The organism is Haladaptatus sp. AB643 (genome assembly GCF_024136975.1).
In the GTDB taxonomy this organism is placed as follows: domain Archaea; phylum Halobacteriota; class Halobacteria; order Halobacteriales; family Haladaptataceae; genus Haladaptatus.
The window spans coordinates 320650-337255 of the sequence record NZ_JAMYJW010000005.1 but is presented as its reverse complement, the minus strand read 5'-3'; the positions used below and the strand labels follow the sequence as shown (position 1 = coordinate 337255).

Sequence of the window (16606 nt, the reverse complement as noted above, 5' to 3'; positions counted from 1 at the left end):
CGGAACTGCCTCCTGAGTCTCCGCCGGAGTCTCCGCCAGAATCGCCACCGGAGTCACCACCGGAGTCTCCACCGGAACTGCCTCCTGAGTCTCCGCCGGAGTCTCCGCCAGAATCGCCACCGGAGTCGCCGTCGTCCTTGTCGCCGCCGTCATACTCCCAGCTATTATTGCTGCCCTCGTATCCGTCCGGGCTGTAGTCGTCGATGCCGTTCTCGATGTGGGAATCCATGACGGTGACTCCTTCGGCGTCGCTCGTGATGCGAAGTGCCTCGTTCCCGCTATGTGCGAGTGCCGAGACGCTTTCTATCATCGTTCCGGTACCGCTCTCCACGAGCGCGTTTTCTTCGGAGACGTAGTCGCCTTCGTAGATTACGACGTTATTCCCCGTGTTCGTCAGTGCCCGTCGACCCTCTTCCCCGCCGTGGTGGACTTTCAGATTGCGGAACTCGCTACCGTCGCGGTTGTTCTGGATGGCGCTCCGACTGCCATTGGTCGCTGCGTTCCCGGTAACGGTGACGTTTTCGAGGGAAACTGGCTGTTCACCCTCCTTGATTTTGATAGCCTCCGAACCGCCAGTCTCGTGGTCGACGGTCGTTCGCTTGATACTCGTCCGGCCCGAGGATTCCTGAATATAAATTGCATTCGTTGGGCCATCGGTTCGAACCGTGATAGTGGAGTCGACAACCGTTACGTCGTCCGCATCGCTCGTAACCCAAATTGCGGGACTATTATCGATGTTCGTCCGTATATCGACGTTCCGTGCGACGATACTGGCGCCTTTCTCCATGCGGAGACCACGCTGGGCGATGTCGTTGTTGCTTTCTTTGTCGACGATGATAGTGGCGTCCTCGACGTAACTGTTCTTGCCACCGATACGGACGTTCGAACTCAGACTGTTCTCGAAGTGACCACCTTCGACCTGGATGGCGCCGGTCCCGTTGGAGGCGTACAGTCCGTTGTCCGGGTAGCTTCCGAGCACACAGTTGCGGAATGTCATCTTCCCCTTGTTCGCTTCGTTGCAGAGGATACCGGTCGGTCCACGCCACAGGGAATCGCTCGGCGCGTGTTGTTCCACTACGGCTCCGTCAGGTGCCTCGAATCGTTCGACGAGACCGCTACCGTCCGAGTTGTGCACGACGGCTCGGAGCGGCCCCCACGTTCCACTGTCGTGTGTGCCTTTGACCTCGATATCGCGGATGGTCAACCCGTCTGTTACCTCGGCCTCGATGACACGAATACCAGTGTTTTCTGCGGTCTGATCGACGGTGAAATTCTCGACTCGTAGGTCTTTCCCGGGCTGATCCACGACACCGAGTCGGAAGAGACGGTAGTTATTGTCACCGCCACCGTCGAAGTCGCTGTAGTTCGCCGGGATGAGCGTCGCGTTCTGGCCAACCATCCCGAAGTTTGTGAAGCCAGTAAAGCGGAACTGCGAATCCATATAATACTCTCCTTCAGGGAAGTAAAGGAGCGTATCGTCGCCCGCGTTGTCTTGGAGTACCGGTGTGATGGATTCGTTTCCATCGTTGTCCGCTCCGGCCTCAGTCACATCAATGACGTTGTCGTACTGATCACTGTAGTCTGATTGGGATGAAGAGGCGGTTCCCATGATTGCAGACGATGCTATGACTGCTCCAGTTAGTTTGAGATATGTTCTACGGTTTGCGATATTTTGATTTTGCCTGTCTGACACCATCAAAAGTCCAGTCTCACCACCCCTTATTAATTATCTGGTGCTTAGTTCTATTTCCCTCGTTTTTCCACTGTTTAAAACTTCATGAACGGTATAAACAGTATTTCGTCATTGGGTTTTTAAAGTGAAAAATAATCTCACAGGGACATTTGAACAGAATATAAGAAAAACATAATTTATGAAAGCCATGTTTCGATGATACGTGATGCATGATGAAGCGATTCACCCAACCGGGGTGGGTGGATGAAGCTGAACCACAATGGGAAATGTGAACTACCTCGCCCTACGCTCTTTGCAGGAACCGACGTGCTTCCCGTAGGGAGCGCAGCCTCCACAGACGTTGACGAGAGCAAAGCTCTCGTCCGCACATCAGAAACACAACGTGTTTCTGAGGACGTTGACGAGACACAAAGCGTCTCGTTCGCCAACCAGAATTCTTTGATTTCTGGTGACGTTGATTCGGAGCATCCCGCTCTTACTTTCTTTAGACTGCGAACGAGGATGTTGTACGCCACGCTCTAGTCCCTGTCTATCGAGAGAGAAAGAAAGTGCTCTCACAACCAGACACGGCGACATTGTCAGCTGATGGCGCCAAACGATGGCGTCGTACCGGGTTGTAAGAGCGTATCTCCTCTAATGATCCGAACGAGGAAATAAGTTCGGCAGACATAGTCTGATTTTATTATATTATTCAACTAAGGGGTGCGTGATATTCAGTAAATTAATATCTAATGTTGGTTTCTTTCAGTTTATTAAATTCTAATGTGAGGGTCTGTTACTCAATTTTCCGGTAGGAAAGTTCTAACAACCAGTCAATCGAGAACCGACCGTAGAATCACTCATCCACTTCGGACGGAGCAATCGGTACCCGAGGGTGCCTGACGGTAGAGAAAGAACAAACAGAACGTAACTACATTTGTTAGTGACCCATGCTGTCGGAGATGGGGGATGAGCGAATCGATTGGTGTCGTAGTGAATTGCCGTTGTGATTTGGTTTTGAGAAACTGGTCAGAATTTCTTTTTCCGATACGCTCGTTGGTTGAGTTGGCTCGGGGAAACTCGGCCACCACGCCTGTCTAAGTGAAGTCAGAGGCACGACTCGACAGGACCCTAAACGGTGAAATCAGTTCACCATCGGCTACCCGCTTGGCATTTAACCCGCATCATCTCGAATTCCGCCCCAATCGTGAGTGCCGTCACCGTACTCACGGAGTAGACTTCCAGGGTCGGAATTTTGGCCCGAAGCAGTACAACAGGTATTGTTTAGCGGACGACGGTTCTATGACTACTCTATGTTTTCTCGAACCATGCTTTCTTCCACGTCGACGTCCGGATGTTCAGCATTCGCATGTTCTTGGACTTGCTCAAGCACCTCTTCTTCAGTGACTCCTTCCGCGGTGAAGTCACATCCCTCGACCACACAACTGAATTGTCGTGGCATACTGCCTGCTAGCCCAGTGAATGGCATCAAACTACTGGCAGCCAGAATCGGGTTCGATAGACTGATCGAAAAGTACTGCTTGTGCAGGGTAGTTCCGATGTTCCGAACGAGTAGTGTTTATTGAGTCTATCTTCGATCCGAACACGATCGACGACGCAATGGGCGTTGGTGGCCATCAGAGTCTCCATCGATTGAGCAGAAGTTCCCTAAGTGCCCGTGAATATTTTACACGCAGAGCATATGAATATACTATGGAGATGGACAGCGTCCGATTGGGATCCACAGGGCTCCGTGTGTCTGAGTTTTGCTTGGGAACCGCGATGTTCGGCCGGGAGATGGGCGATCATCTCGCTGCGACACCCGAGGAATCACATACGATTCTGGATGCATTCGCCAATGCTGGCGGGAATTTCATCGATACGGCGAATACGTATGCAGATGGGCGAAGTGAGGAGATCATTGGTGAATGGCTCAACGAACGAGACCGCGAAGAGTTCGTCATAGCATCGAAAGCATACTGGAACCAGATCAGCCCACTGAACGAGAATCTCTCCCGACCCGCACTCCGAACTGAACTTGAGGGGACGCTCGACCGACTCGATACGTCGTATCTCGATATCTATTACATCCATCGCTGGGACGACGACACGCCTATTGCAGAAACCCTCTCGACACTGGATGACTTCGTACACGAAGGGAAAGTCAACTATCTCGGTATCTCGACTGCGGCGGCGTGGAAACTCACGAAAGCCCTCTGGACGAGCGACGTTGAAGGGCTTGAGCGCTTCGAGGTGACACAACCGAAGTTCAACGCAGCGTATCGAGAGGACGTCCAAAGCTATCTTGACGTAACGGTCGACCAAAACCTCGCAGTGGTTCCATACTCACCCCTCGAAGGGGGGTTCCTCACCGGGAAATATGACCGCGATCAAGACGCACCGGAAGGATCACGCGGTGCAATCTCTGAGTGGGACGGGTTCGAGAAGCGTCAATGGGCTGTACTTGACACGGTGAAAGCAGTAGCCGAGGAGTGTGATACTGATCCTGCCGTCGTGGCACTCCGCTGGCTTGCAGATCACAACAGAGTCACTACCCCCATCCTTGGTGCACGAACTCGTGAGCAGATCGAAGAAAACCTACAGGCCGTTACCTGCACACTTACCGATAACCAACGTGACCGCATCTCAGAGGCATATTTCGAGGCCAGACAGCGCGAATAGTGCCTCCCTAGCGATACATCGCGAATGCTGATGACCGACCCGCTGATGACATCGAACGTGCAGATGCTGCGCTTGCCGCACTCGCAGCACAACATCTCAGCACAGGACCGACTACACAGGCATACGTTTCCACGACCGACATTGCTGCAGGGGAGGATGCCGAAACAGTACTTGCATCGCACGGGTACGGCGATGCGGTCACCTTCGTGAACGCTTTCCGATTCATCGAGAATCTTATCCGGTACCTTGTGTCAAAGATGAAAATACTACGTCAAACACTTTCCGTTCAGCCTTCCGGAGATGCTGATGGAAAGTCGGTGGGGCCACACCCATTGATTCGGCAACATTCTCACCAGATGTCTCACGAGGCCACTCAAAAAAACCCGCATGGTAGGCAGCATCCAGGGTGGCGTGTTGTCGATCGGTGAGATCCGATACAAGATGCCGCAAAATGCGCTGGGAATCGTCGTGTGACCGCGTAATCTGCTGGCGGCGAATCATCTCGGTCTGTGGATATGCCTCTTCAACGGCGTCGATGACTCGGTGAATATCGACGCTCGGTGCGAGGTGGATCGTCATCTGGTACTGACCATCTTCGATGACGGTTTGCTTGACATGGCCACCGATCGAGGCGATAACCGAGAGTACGGGCGGCTCAGTTAGCCTGAGTTCGAAGCTGGTGGGATTCCCTTCCGAGTGTAAAGTAACCGTTTCCCAGTGAGGGAGCGTCTCGACGAGGCCGGTCAAGGCGTCGATAGCGACCGGAGTTGCGGTGCCATACACGAGGAACTCGTCATCACCGACAGGGACAGCGTTATCGAGTGTGATTGTCCCCTCCATCTCGACTGGAACGTCAAGGTCCGCAAAGATGTCCTGAGACTGGAACTTCAGTTCGACGAGTTCGTCGCTCATCAGCGCCTGTTTTCGCTCAGCAGCAGCGATGGTGTGGCCGATGATCTCACCGAGTTGCGCGACCAGCTCGCCTTCGTGCCCCTCAAACGCGAGTAGCCGCTCCGCATAGACACTCAATACACCATAAACAGTATCCTCATGGACGATCGGGATTGCTACAGACGATCGGAAGCCATACGATTCGATTTCGTCCCGCCAGGGGTCATACCGGGGGTCAGAGTCGAAATCCTGTGTCGTTTGTATCTCGCCTGTTCGGAACGCTCTGCCGATCGGACCCTTGCTCCGATCATCGTCGGGATCGACAGAGATCGTGATCCCGTCGAGATCACCCTCAATGCCAGCTTTAGCCCGCATGTTCACTGTTTGAGTAGCGGCATCGACATCGCCAATCCAGGCAAATAGGTACGAATCGGAGTCGGCAAGGTGCTTACAGACGGTCGCCTCAATCTCCTCGCGCGTGGATTGGTTGATGACAGCATCTATCATCTTTCTGATTACTTCGTTGAGACTGTTCAGCGCCGCGAGTTGCTCGTTCCGGTGGACGAGTTCCTGTTTGCTAGCCACGCGTTTGTACGCAATTTCGGCGTTCGTCGCCAACAACCTCAGCAATTGACGGGTACTCGCATCAAATCCATCGACATCACGTGACCCAGCAACGAGAATTCCTTTGGTACTCAGTGGGACGAACAGACCGGCACGCATTTCGGTCGCATCTGGGGACATCTGGAGGTTTGGTGCCTCAAGTACGTTCTCGTAGTACTGGGGGTCGCCACCACTGAACACGCTGCCTGTGATGCTACTATCGTCGGATGGGACTTCTGGAAACTCCTTACGCATGAAGTCAGCCTCGCGAGACGTTTTCTCGGGGACGAGGCGGTCACGTTCGGCGTCGTAGTCATAGAAGACGACACCAGGAAGGTCGAGGACATCGCTCGCTGTCTCGATGAGTATTTGGCTGATTTCTGGTGTCGTGTCCGCTGTGAGGAATCCGCGTGACGATGTGTAGAGCGCTTGGAGTCGCTCTTCGTATTGTTTACGTTCGGTTACGTCCTGTGACATTACCATAGCAGCGAACACGTCATCATCGTCGGTAGTCAATGGGACCGTTCGAAATTCGAACGTTCGTCCCTGGACCTCCAGATCGAACGAGTTCGCCGTACCATTGAGTGCAGCACGGTAGTTTGGTTCGATGAGTTCCAAGACGTCCTCAGAATACACCTCTTGCATCCGTTTGTCTTGGAGGTCATTAGCGCTGAAATCCAGTTTTTCAAAGCCCTGTCCTCCGACAACCGTATGTTGTAGATCGTCGTTTAGGAGAGCGACTGCTCCGTTTGGGAAGTTCTCTACAAGCGTTCGGTAGCGCTGCTCAGATTCTTCGAGTGCCCGTTCACGTTCTTTGCGTTCAGTGATGTCTTGAACGACGCCGATCGCCCGACTGAACTCACCTTCGTCATTAGTGTGTAGTTCGCCGTGAACGATGATCCAGCCTTGTCTATTGTCCGCGCGATGATTCGACACTCGAAGGTCCAATCGCCCGTCTCGAACGCATCTTCGAATCGCTGCTCTACAGTATCACGATCATCCGGGTGGACGTGATCAATGAACCGTTCGAGACACCAATCTTCAACAGGTTCCTCGTAACCGAAAATGCGGTCGTGAATTGGAGAGTGGACGGGTGACTCGCTGGTCCGGAGATCGAGTTCCCACGTTCCCAGGTCTGCGGCTTCAAGCGCAAGTCGCAATCGCTCTTCGCTTTCGCGCAGCGCTTCCTCGGCCTCTTTGCGTTCAGTGATGTCACGGAAGTAGACCGAGAGGCCACTCTCGGAAGGATAAGCCGTGACCTCGAGCCACGCCTCAGCTGTATCCGAGTACTCCTCGAAGGTGACAGGGTTCTGGGTTTCCATTGCCCGTTCGTAGTAATCCCTGAATGAATGATGGAGGTCGCCGGAGAAAGCGTCCCAGACATTTTTGCCCAGAAGTTCTTCTTCCGTCCTCCCGATAAGCTCCTCGGCGTGGTCGTTGAGGTACGTGAACCTCCAGTCCGCATCTAGTCCGCAAACAGCGTCATTAATGCGGTCGAACACCTCGTTAAGTTCAGATCGCAACTTGGTCCGCTGGTTTTCGAGCTGCTGCTCCTTTTGTTTGAGGTCGGTAACGTCGTAGTAGAGTTCGACCCGGCCACCTGCGTACTCTCCAGACTGAATGGGTTTACTTCGGTGTTCGAGCCAGCGCTCTTCGTGCTCGTCACCCGCCATCACGTGGCATTCGAAATGTTCAGTATATGTGTTGTCGTCGTACGTCGCCAGAACCGTCTCCGCAAACACCTCCGAATTCTCGATGGCCCATACGATGTGCTCGTCGATCAGTTCGCGTTTGTCTCTGCCAATGACCTGCTCGCGATCAAGCCCAAAGTATCGTTCCGTCGCGCCGTTGATCCAGGCGATGTCAAAGTTCTCGTCGAGGACGAAGATGCCGACTTCGACGTCCCCGAGGACGTCGTCGATAAGGGACTCCGCAGCAGCCGACCAGTCAGGAGTAGCTTTGTCAGCGTTTGTTGGCGAACGCCACCATACACGGGCATTCGCGCCAACCTTTTTCGTTTTGATCTTGTTGTGCTCGACAAGCCGCTCCAGCCGGGCGTAGGTGCTCCGTCGACCGAGGTCAAGGGACTCAGCCACTTCAGGCGTCGTCCACGGTTCCTCAGACTCGTCGAAGATGGCGAGTGTTTCTCGAAGACTGTTGGTTAGCGATCCCGATTTCATCATCCTGTATACTGGATTGCCGGTCCATCAAGCTTCCGTCGATGGAGCCATTCTGGCGAGACAGTATCAATATGGTCGGATGTACATCCCCAAACAGATCCATCAATAAAATTTATATTATTGGATCAGAACCAGTTCAACCAGGCCAGTGAGAAGAACCTAATCACTTCTAGCGTCTCCTTACAGGGATCAAGTTCATTCATCAAAGATACGCTCACTGATATCGACCGAATCGGAGTGACCCCAATGTTCCACAACTCAAACAACATGATTGATGAAAAATCGAGTACAGACGAATTGACTGCAAGCGATCTTCACAGCTTGCTTGCGGTGGAGCGACGCCGTCTGATTCTCGATATCCTTACAGAGGGCGTCACCACTGTCGAACTCAAGGAATTAGTCGTGGAAGTTGTGGAGCGAGAAGACGGGATTGACACCACCGATGAGGACGTCATAGACCGCGTAACAATCGGGCTTCACCACAACCATTTGCCCCGCCTCGACGATGCAGGCTTGGTGGACTACGACCCAGATAGCCATACCGTCGATCCGAGCAAGTTGAGTAATTATCAGTTGGAAGAGTAAGATCAGCTTCGTACTGAATTGAGAGTGCTTATTCATTATCTGACGATAGGAAATTCGACGCCACTGTCTTTGGCTACTCACCCATTGACTCAGGTGTGGAATCTCCGTTTCCACCCGAGTCCCCTCCGGCACCACCGCGCTGGCCGAGTTCCTGATCAACCATCAGGAGGCCGGGACCGTCGTCACCGACGTGCTTGAGTTTATCCAGAACGGCCTGTGCTGTCGCCTCCTCCTCGACCTGCTCCGCAACGAACCACTGGAGCATGTTCTCGGTAGCGTTGTCGTTCTCTTCACGGGCGAGTGCGACGAGGTCGTTGATCATCTCGGTTATTTCGACCTCGTGTTCGTAGGCTGCCTCGAAGGCATCAGACGGACCGGACCACTCCTTTGGCGGACTGTCAATAGTATCCAGAGTAACCCGTCCGTCGCGCTCAATGACGAAGTCATAAATTCGCATCGCGTGAGCACTCTCCTCGTCGGCCTGGGCCCGCATCCACGACGCGAACCCGGGCAGACCTTCATCCTCGTAGTAGGCCGCCATCGAGAGGTACAAGTACTCGGAGTAGAGTTCAGCGTTGATCTGTTCGTTCAATGCCTCCTCAAGCGAATCTTTGAGCATAACTTCTAGACTAACGCTCGGCCATGGCATCATTGTTGGGGTCATCGACGCCCAACCTTATTCGAAGTCCATGGTTGGGAGGAGATTGGTATGCTGGCCGAATAACTCTCCTTCGTCTTCGAAGCCGCGGACTCGTAGAAGTCACCAACAAGTCCCACGAGACGCCCATAATCCAGGGTATACCGTGTCCATCGACGATGTGACTGACGAACTGATGGCCTACACGTTCCCACACCATACCCATCGGAATGGTTTGAAAAAACATACTACAATCGTAGGACCCAAAACATAGAAGGCGAGTCCATTAGAGACTGCTAGTTAGGTCATTCGTAGTCCTAAAATGTACACACAATTGTTGCCCTCTAACTTTAAAACAGATGTTCTAAGGGAATGGTTCTATGAGTATTTATGGTTAGCTCCCGCTCTCTTCATTGCAATTCTAACGTATTGTAGTTATCTAGCTACGCACCGATATCCGGCATTTGGTGGCGGCTTATTCCTTTCGATGGCAGAGCTGATTGCAAAGCACGGATACCAGTTCCCTCAAATAGTACCTCAGTATACAGCAAACGGAGTCCCGTTTGCGTATCCACCGTTGATGTTCTACTGTCTTGCCGTTCTTCATGGCATATTCCATGTGGACCTCTTCACACTCACTCGCTATCTCCCAGGAGTGATTACTATCGCAAGCTTACTCCCGTTTTACCTATTTAGCAAAGAACTGCTCCAATCTACTCAACGGGCGGGAATGGCAAGTTTCGTCCTTGCAGCCACACCAGTGTTTGTACGGTGGCACTTTTCCGCTGGCGGTGTGGTTCGAGCACCTGCCTTCCTGTTTTCGCTTGCTGGGTTGTACACAGCATTGCGTCTGTGTAAAACGACGTCGTGGCGGTGGATCACACCAACAGTCTTATTTTTCACATTAACCGCCCTTACCCATCCAGAATATACCCTCTTTCTTAGTGTGAGCATTATTGTCTTTACTAGCGTGTATTCTCGGACGATTCGCGGTTTTACATACAGTGCTCTCATTGCGATTTGTGGATTCTTCCTGACCGCTCCTTGGTGGGGAAGAATCATTTCGATCTATAGTATCGACAATATAATCTCAGCATCGAGTACTCATGGTGGTCTTGGAGGAGGGGTTAATATTCTATCAGGTATCATTCTTACCCCTTCTTATCCCTCTACAACAGCCTCAGCACAACCACATCTGTACGGCATCGTATTGACCTCCCTATGGTACGCTATTCCGGTCGTGGGTATTATTTATCTCATCAGGTCCCGTCGTCTTTTTCTCCCGGGATGGCTCCTTCTCGTCGGTATACTCACTGGGGAGCTCCGATTTATTTTCACGATCGGGGCGCTAGTGACAACCGTATTTATACTCGATGGGCTCATTCCGTGGATCACACGGCAAATACAACCGTCTCTGTCGCGTCAACATGCGCTTACCGCGGTATTATTGATACTCGCTGTTCTCGGCGGAAACATCATGACACTGTATGCCTCCAGCGCAGTTACGGACTATGGAGGTAGTAATTCGATGCCGTCGTTCATCGATAAACAGGACTACACAGCGATGCAATGGACACGACAGAATGTCGATCAGTCGTCGGAATTTCTCGTCATTGGGGATGCGGCAGAATGGTTCCCGTATCTGGCAAACCGTACAAATGTTGTCGGACCATGGGGGGTAGAGTGGGAACGAAGTCCAGTAGCGTATCAATGGCAGTATACAGCCTATCAACGACTTTCGACGACACGATCAATTACGGATTTAAATCAGAAAATAGCCTTGACGTCCACTGCTCCGGACTATATCTATGTTCCAAGGGGGACATACACCGTATATGGACGGGAGTATCATCAACGGCAGTCCCTCATGACGGAATTATATCGTTCGGACGAATATCGACGTATATACCGAAATCGCGGAGTCGTCATCTTCGAACGGACGACGAACTCATCCAGTTAGATGGTGGCGGATTTCTCCTATTCGAACATCCCCATGAGATGCTGGGTCGTCCGATCGACATCCCATGTGGAGGTGAAACTTTTCATTGCACCCGTTAGTTTTGTCCACGCTTCTGGAGCGATCACTAACCCATGGCTCATCGACGGTACATTCGTTTCGGGGCCTCGAAACCGAGCGATTTGCTGACGGAAGAATGGACCGAACGCTTCCTGTGACACGTCGTTTCTCGCCGGAATAGCACCCCTCGACAGTGTGAACCTTTTTTGCGTGTTGCGGGACCCGATATACCGTAAAAATTTGGCTGTACTCTCGTGTGAGGGACTGTTCTCCGGGAATGGGAACAGAGTCAGACTGAGGAGGAAATCGTCTTCGGTACCGGGAAACGCCATATGGCCCCAATCTGTCCCGTAGCGGAACTCGTCGTCGGTCATGAGTTCCTTGGCGACCCAATCACCCTGATAGAAAAATGCAGAGTTTCCGTTTTGAAACCGTTTTACTGTTTGATCCCTGCTGGGTGAAATAACAGTCTCGGGGGACTGGTTACAATACTGTTTGACCGATTCCAGCGAACTCCGTATCGCATCCTCATTGGATCGAACGTTTCCATCCACGATGGATCGATGGGTTTGGAATCCGAACTCGCCTAACAGCATCGATTCCCACAATTCCAGGGTTGACCAGAAGGTGTTCGTCGCATGCACGACCCCGTCTGCCTCGCTATCCTCTTTGACAATTTTCACGGCGTCCAACAAACTTTGCGGGTCATCGATCGATTCTGGGTCGATACCAACGTCTTCCAAAATGTTGATATTATAAAACAGATCGTTGAGCCGGTGTATATTGAATGGAATCGCAACATACGATCGATTTACTTTCGACAGTCGCCTTACGATCGGTGAAAACGACTCCCATCCCGTCTTGCCAGACCAAAAATCATCACGAATCTCTGTAAGCGCCCCTGCATCACCATACGTCTGGAGATTTTCACCACCCCATGTCTGCCACGAACTGGGTGATTTCTCCTCTATGATCCGCTTTTTAACCGTCGTTTGCAAATCGCCACCTACCCGTCCACCAATGGTCAGATCATCCACCTTCAGATCCGGATGACGCTGCTGAAAGCCATCAAAAAGAGCGTGAGCAGCATCCTTTTCGAGAGAGGTTGACCACGAATGCAGAATGTCAAGTGATGTCGGTTGAGTTTGTCTTTTTTCTGTAGATGTTGATGTCCGATTGTTTTCTCGAAGACTAGAACAACCCGCAAGACAACTACTTGCTCCCAAACCTGTAAAAATCGATTTGAGATAGAAACGACGCGATTGCATAGTAGACATACTGAAGTAACCCTTCCTCCATCTTATAACATCTCATCTCGGAACTGCGACTGACGACTGCCTCGGTGGCTTCCCGCGCTGGCCACGTGCGCAAACGAATAGAGAAAGAACACCGCGAATTTTTCTCACTGTTCCTTTCATTGGATAGAAATAGATGGAAGAAGCCAGGTCGAATAATTTGATCATCCTCTATTCCTATTACTTCCTTCAGGCCTCCCTTCTCGAAATACAACGGTAATGGTTCTCTCTTGACCAATCACTTAAAATAGGCGGTGAAATATAGTAAATACTACTAGAAATATCAAAAAACACGACTCAAAGCAAAAATTTGATTAGAATATACACAGGTGCCAATAACCTTCAACTGTAACAACTTCGTTAGTCCCCCTATGGAAATGGACCCGAGACGGGCATCCGTCTTAGTAATAGTAGTCATAATGTTATCTGCCTGCGTTGCATTTCCTACTACAGTCTTCTCTCCAAATACTGAGAACACACGTCAGATCAATTCTTGTACGACAATCGACAAGCCAGGTACGTACGAACTAACGAAAAATATCACGAACGGTGGGGGGACACAAATCTCCAAAAGTTGCATCAAGATACGGACCGGTGATGTCATTTTCGACGGGAAGGGCCACTCTATTGATGGCCGTGGCAATAGTCACACCGTTGCAATCGAGGTTAACTCTCCCAAAAATGATGAAAGTGTGGAGGTTAAAAATGTGAAGGTCACCAACTGGCACAAAGGTGTCGCGTTTCGGCAAGGTGAGATCGGTCAAATTCGAAATATACAGGCTTCGTCGAACGTGTACGGCATCTCTATTGAGAAATCTCAACTCGTAGTGACCCGTGATAATACGGTAGAGAATAATTTGATTGGAATGAAGGTTGGTGATGACACGATTGCCATCCATTTGATAGGAAACGAGTTTTCCAATAATAAAGTCGACAAGGTGTAAGGATCGCATCTAATCCGATCCCCAACCGATACCAATTGGGCGAGGATATCACTCTCGTTATCTGAGTGGATGTTGCGCCGAACTGGCCCAGTTCGGCCATGTTTTGCGTTCCTCACCGATGAACGTACCATCGCCTGACATCGCTTTGATTGCTCTTGCATCCGTTTGGCTCCAGACAGAACCATCCTCATGAAAAATCCCGTTAAGAACACCCTTTTGACGCATCGGTACTGTGTATGCTGGTTGTAGCATAAGTGACCAAAAGAAGTTATCGACGTTGTATTCTCGCATCAGTGGAGCGAGTGAGCCATAGTTTGGATACCAATCCTTAATCACTTTAGTTGAATTACTCCATCCGAATGATGCGACTTTCTGCCACTCAGTTAACCAAACCGGCTCGTCTATCTTTGATGATATCTCCCGATAATCTTGCAGCAAATCTTCAAATACTTTCTTACTTGATGGGTAATTATAATGGAACTGTAAAATATCGCTTCCCCAATCGAGATAATCTATGCTATTGATTAAACTGGTTGCGCCTACTGTTAATGGGATTGTCCCACGATTCTGAAGGAGTATCTGGAACATATTCTTCGCAAACCGCTTGACGTCGTTGCGCCATCCTGGTTCGTTCATCGCTTCAATGGCTAGCAGTCGCTCGTCATCTCGATACAGATCCATGAACCACCGTACAAATTCACGTGGTTTTGCCCATCGGTTCTGGTTTTGGATGACTTTTAGCGAAGGTGAGCGAACTGCTGTTGCGGTTTTCGGGTCTGTATTCGTTAAATTCTTGTGACTTGGTGCCGAACCAACATTTTCGAACAAGCTGAATAGTACACGGATATTCCTCTTTGAAGCGGTCGTCAGAAAATGATCGATCGCTTTTCGATGTGCTATTGGATTTTTCAGCCAGTATTCGTAGCTTACCCAGGTTCGAATCGCGTTTAAATTGAGACGAGCAGCATATGTTAGGTCGCGTTCGATAATTTCGGGCGAGTAATTATCCCACATTTGATAGAAATTAAAATCGCGACTCGGGAGATAAAGGGTACCCCGGATATCGACAGTCGCTTCGTCCTCTGTGTTCGTCTTCGTAGTTGTGCCTACAGCGTTAACAGACGATGTGAGCCCAATTCCTACGGTGCTGCTCGCACAAATGAATTGTCGTCGTGTAACATCCATCGATAGTTGTTGTTAGAAGACGACAGCATGAGTTGTAAACGTATGGGCAGAAAGTATTGATAATCTGAAACTCGATAAAAATAATGCGAATTCTACCTATTCATTATAATTATAGAATTAATAAGTGGTGGAATTCCTATTAATATCTTCCAGAGTAATCATTAAGCGATTGAATGTAACCCCTCTCGTATGGATTCAGTTACTCTTCTGCTCTGATTAGCTGCAATCTTTATTCATTACTTCGCTTTAATGAGTAGTATCGATTCGTTCTATGGTCGATTCTGTAGTCCAGCGACCATATTCCAATACTGTCTACTACCCCTTCCCGATACACTAACCCTTCTCATCAATGAGCCATATCGGAAATGACGATGACGAATCTACGGAAAGTATAGGATAACTCTTCGAAAAAGTACGAATTCTCGCTACGACTCTCTTCAGAGAAGCCTGGAAACTTCCTTCTCGCCCGCGAATTCCTCCCGTCGTCGGGAAGGGCAGGCATTGTGGCAATTGTCGCTGCCGTTACACCGATGCTTCTTCTGTGGCATCTCTCTGCCGGAGGTATCGTTCGTGGGATGAGGGCGTGGTACTAGTAAACGGACTTATCGCCATCTCATTCACCTAGTACGCGATTCGTGTGGCACTGACGCTTCCACTCACCGGTAGCGATTCGTTACGGTGTGACGTCCAACGAGGAGAAGTGACACCGGCGTTGCGATGCCCGACCAGTATGTTCTGCGTGAAATCAATCAATTTCAACAACAGTAAAGGCATGGTTTTATCACCTCGTCAACCCGGTCTAGAATCGTGGTTCACGAAACTGGCAATCGGACGATAGACGACGCGGTCGGGCGAGTACTCGACGGTGAGCGCCTCGACCGAACCGACGGGCTGGCGCTGTTAGCCCAACCGGTAGAAGTGCTCGCGGCTGGCGCCGATTTAGTCCGTGCGACCCTCGGTGACGGGACGGTCGACGCCTGTAGTATCGTCAACGCCAAAGCAGGGAGCTGTGCCGAGGACTGTGGATTCTGTGCCCAATCGGTCCACTTCGACACCGGTATCGACACGTACAGCTTTCTCGACCCCGAGGAAATCCTCGCGGCGGCGAAGCGCGCAGAACGCGACGGTGCCCAGCGGTTCGGTATCGTCGTCGCCGAGAAAGGCGTCTCGAAGGAGCGCCGTCCCGACGAGTGGGCAGAGGTACTCCGGGCGATCCGACTAGTGCGTGACGAGACCAGCGTAGAGGTGGATGCGAGCCTCGGTATCCTTACCGAAGAGGAGGCACGAATCCTCGCTGAAGAGGGTATCAACCACTACAACCACAATATAGAGACCTCTCCCCGGTATTTCCCGGAAATCGTCGGCACCCACTCCTTCGAGGATCGGGTGGCAACCTTGGAGGTTGCCAAGGATGCTGGGATGGATCTCTGTGCTGGTGTTATCCTCGGGATGGGTGAGACACCGACTGATCGGGTTGAGGCCGCTATCGCGCTCCAAGATATCGGGGTTTCCTCGTTGCCGGTCAACATACTCAATCCCGTCGCAGGGACTGCCCTCGGAGACCAGGAGTCGGCGGATATCTCCACCGAAGAGATCATCAAGACTATTGCCGTCTACCGGCTGCTCCACCCCCATGCGCGAGTGCGGCTGACCGGCGGCCGCGAGGTCAACCTCTCGACCGACGAACAGCATCTTCCTTTCGAGGCGGGCGCCGACGGCATTCTCACGGGAGACTACCTCACTACCGAGGGCCAGTCCCCGGCCGACGACATCGAGATCATGGAACGCGCTGGTCTCAAGCCGAACACAGCGGTCAACGACTTCGACCCAGAGGCGGTCGGCACTGGCGTCCCTCCGAGCACCGACACAACTGCAGTAGGGAGTGCAACGAGCAACGCCCGCAACGACTGACAAC

Annotated in this window: 11 protein-coding genes and 1 pseudogene; 5 read left to right on the top strand and 7 right to left on the bottom strand. The window is 51.4% G+C overall.

Annotated elements, in window-relative coordinates; genetic code table 11:
- On the bottom strand, positions 1–1549 hold a 1549-nt coding region (locus NKF25_RS12895; protein ID WP_253227071.1), incomplete at its 3' end, for a hypothetical protein.
- A 1429-nt stretch (positions 1550–2978) separates the two neighbouring features.
- Positions 2979–3134, bottom strand: a complete 156-nt coding sequence (locus NKF25_RS12890) for a DUF1059 domain-containing protein (protein ID WP_190303831.1) — start codon at positions 3132–3134, stop codon at positions 2979–2981.
- 257 nt (positions 3135–3391) lie between these two features.
- Here NKF25_RS12890 and NKF25_RS12885 point away from each other — a divergent pair, with 257 nt between their 5' ends.
- Positions 3392–4354, top strand: a complete 963-nt coding sequence (locus tag NKF25_RS12885) for an aldo/keto reductase (RefSeq protein WP_253227078.1) — start codon at positions 3392–3394, stop codon at positions 4352–4354.
- Between the two features lie 11 nt (positions 4355–4365).
- Positions 4366–4593, top strand: a pseudogene (locus NKF25_RS12880) (hypothetical protein); the annotation flags it as partial.
- On the opposite strand, the gene NKF25_RS24475 reads toward NKF25_RS12880, so the two are convergent.
- Entirely contained in the window at positions 4589–6676 is a 2088-nt protein-coding gene (locus NKF25_RS24475; RefSeq protein ID WP_253227077.1) for a bacterio-opsin activator domain-containing protein, read from the bottom strand. The pseudogene NKF25_RS12880 and the gene NKF25_RS24475 overlap by 5 nt on opposite strands.
- Positions 6610–8028 carry a PAS domain S-box protein gene (locus NKF25_RS12870; RefSeq protein ID WP_253227070.1) on the bottom strand — a complete coding sequence of 473 codons (1419 nt, stop codon included), beginning with the start codon at positions 8026–8028 and terminating at the stop codon, positions 6610–6612. The genes NKF25_RS24475 and NKF25_RS12870 overlap by 67 nt, the downstream gene beginning before the upstream one ends.
- Before the next feature lie 120 nt (positions 8029–8148).
- On the opposite strand from NKF25_RS12870, the gene NKF25_RS12865 reads away from it, so the two are divergent.
- A complete protein-coding gene (locus NKF25_RS12865) occupies positions 8149–8613 on the top strand; it encodes a hypothetical protein (protein WP_253227069.1) in 465 nt (154 codons plus the stop codon).
- A gap of 73 nt (positions 8614–8686) precedes the next feature.
- Here the strand turns inward: NKF25_RS12865 and NKF25_RS12860 are convergent, their stop codons facing one another.
- Positions 8687–9232, bottom strand: coding sequence for a ferritin (locus NKF25_RS12860; RefSeq protein ID WP_253227068.1), 546 nt, complete (start codon positions 9230–9232; stop codon positions 8687–8689).
- A 1995-nt stretch (positions 9233–11227) separates the two neighbouring features.
- Positions 11228–12544, bottom strand: a complete 1317-nt coding sequence (locus NKF25_RS12855) for an ABC transporter substrate-binding protein (protein ID WP_253227067.1) — start codon at positions 12542–12544, stop codon at positions 11228–11230.
- Between the two features lie 389 nt (positions 12545–12933).
- Between NKF25_RS12855 and NKF25_RS12850 the strand changes: the two genes are divergently transcribed.
- Positions 12934–13506, top strand: coding sequence for a hypothetical protein (locus tag NKF25_RS12850; RefSeq protein ID WP_253227066.1), 573 nt, complete (start codon positions 12934–12936; stop codon positions 13504–13506).
- 57 nt (positions 13507–13563) lie between these two features.
- Here the strand turns inward: NKF25_RS12850 and NKF25_RS12845 are convergent, their stop codons facing one another.
- A complete protein-coding gene (locus NKF25_RS12845) occupies positions 13564–14520 on the bottom strand; it encodes a glycoside hydrolase family 5 protein (protein ID WP_253227065.1) in 957 nt (318 codons plus the stop codon).
- A 978-nt stretch (positions 14521–15498) separates the two neighbouring features.
- On the opposite strand from NKF25_RS12845, the gene bioB reads away from it, so the two are divergent.
- Entirely contained in the window at positions 15499–16602 is a 1104-nt protein-coding gene (bioB, locus tag NKF25_RS12840; protein ID WP_253227064.1) for a biotin synthase BioB, read from the top strand.
- Positions 16603–16606 lie beyond the last annotated feature (4 nt).

Coding starts and splice junctions, on each gene's coding strand:
- NKF25_RS12860 (WP_253227068.1), bottom strand. CDS start 9,232: ATGCTCAAAGATTCGCTTGAGGAGGCATTGAACGAACAGATCAACGCT.
- NKF25_RS12885 (WP_253227078.1), top strand. CDS start 3,392: ATGGACAGCGTCCGATTGGGATCCACAGGGCTCCGTGTGTCTGAGTTT.
- NKF25_RS12890 (WP_190303831.1), bottom strand. CDS start 3,134: ATGCCACGACAATTCAGTTGTGTGGTCGAGGGATGTGACTTCACCGCG.
- NKF25_RS12855 (WP_253227067.1), bottom strand. CDS start 12,544: ATGTCTACTATGCAATCGCGTCGTTTCTATCTCAAATCGATTTTTACA.
- NKF25_RS12870 (WP_253227070.1), bottom strand. CDS start 8,028: ATGAAATCGGGATCGCTAACCAACAGTCTTCGAGAAACACTCGCCATC.
- NKF25_RS12850 (WP_253227066.1), top strand. CDS start 12,934: ATGGAAATGGACCCGAGACGGGCATCCGTCTTAGTAATAGTAGTCATA.
- NKF25_RS12845 (WP_253227065.1), bottom strand. CDS start 14,520: ATGTGGGATAATTACTCGCCCGAAATTATCGAACGCGACCTAACATAT.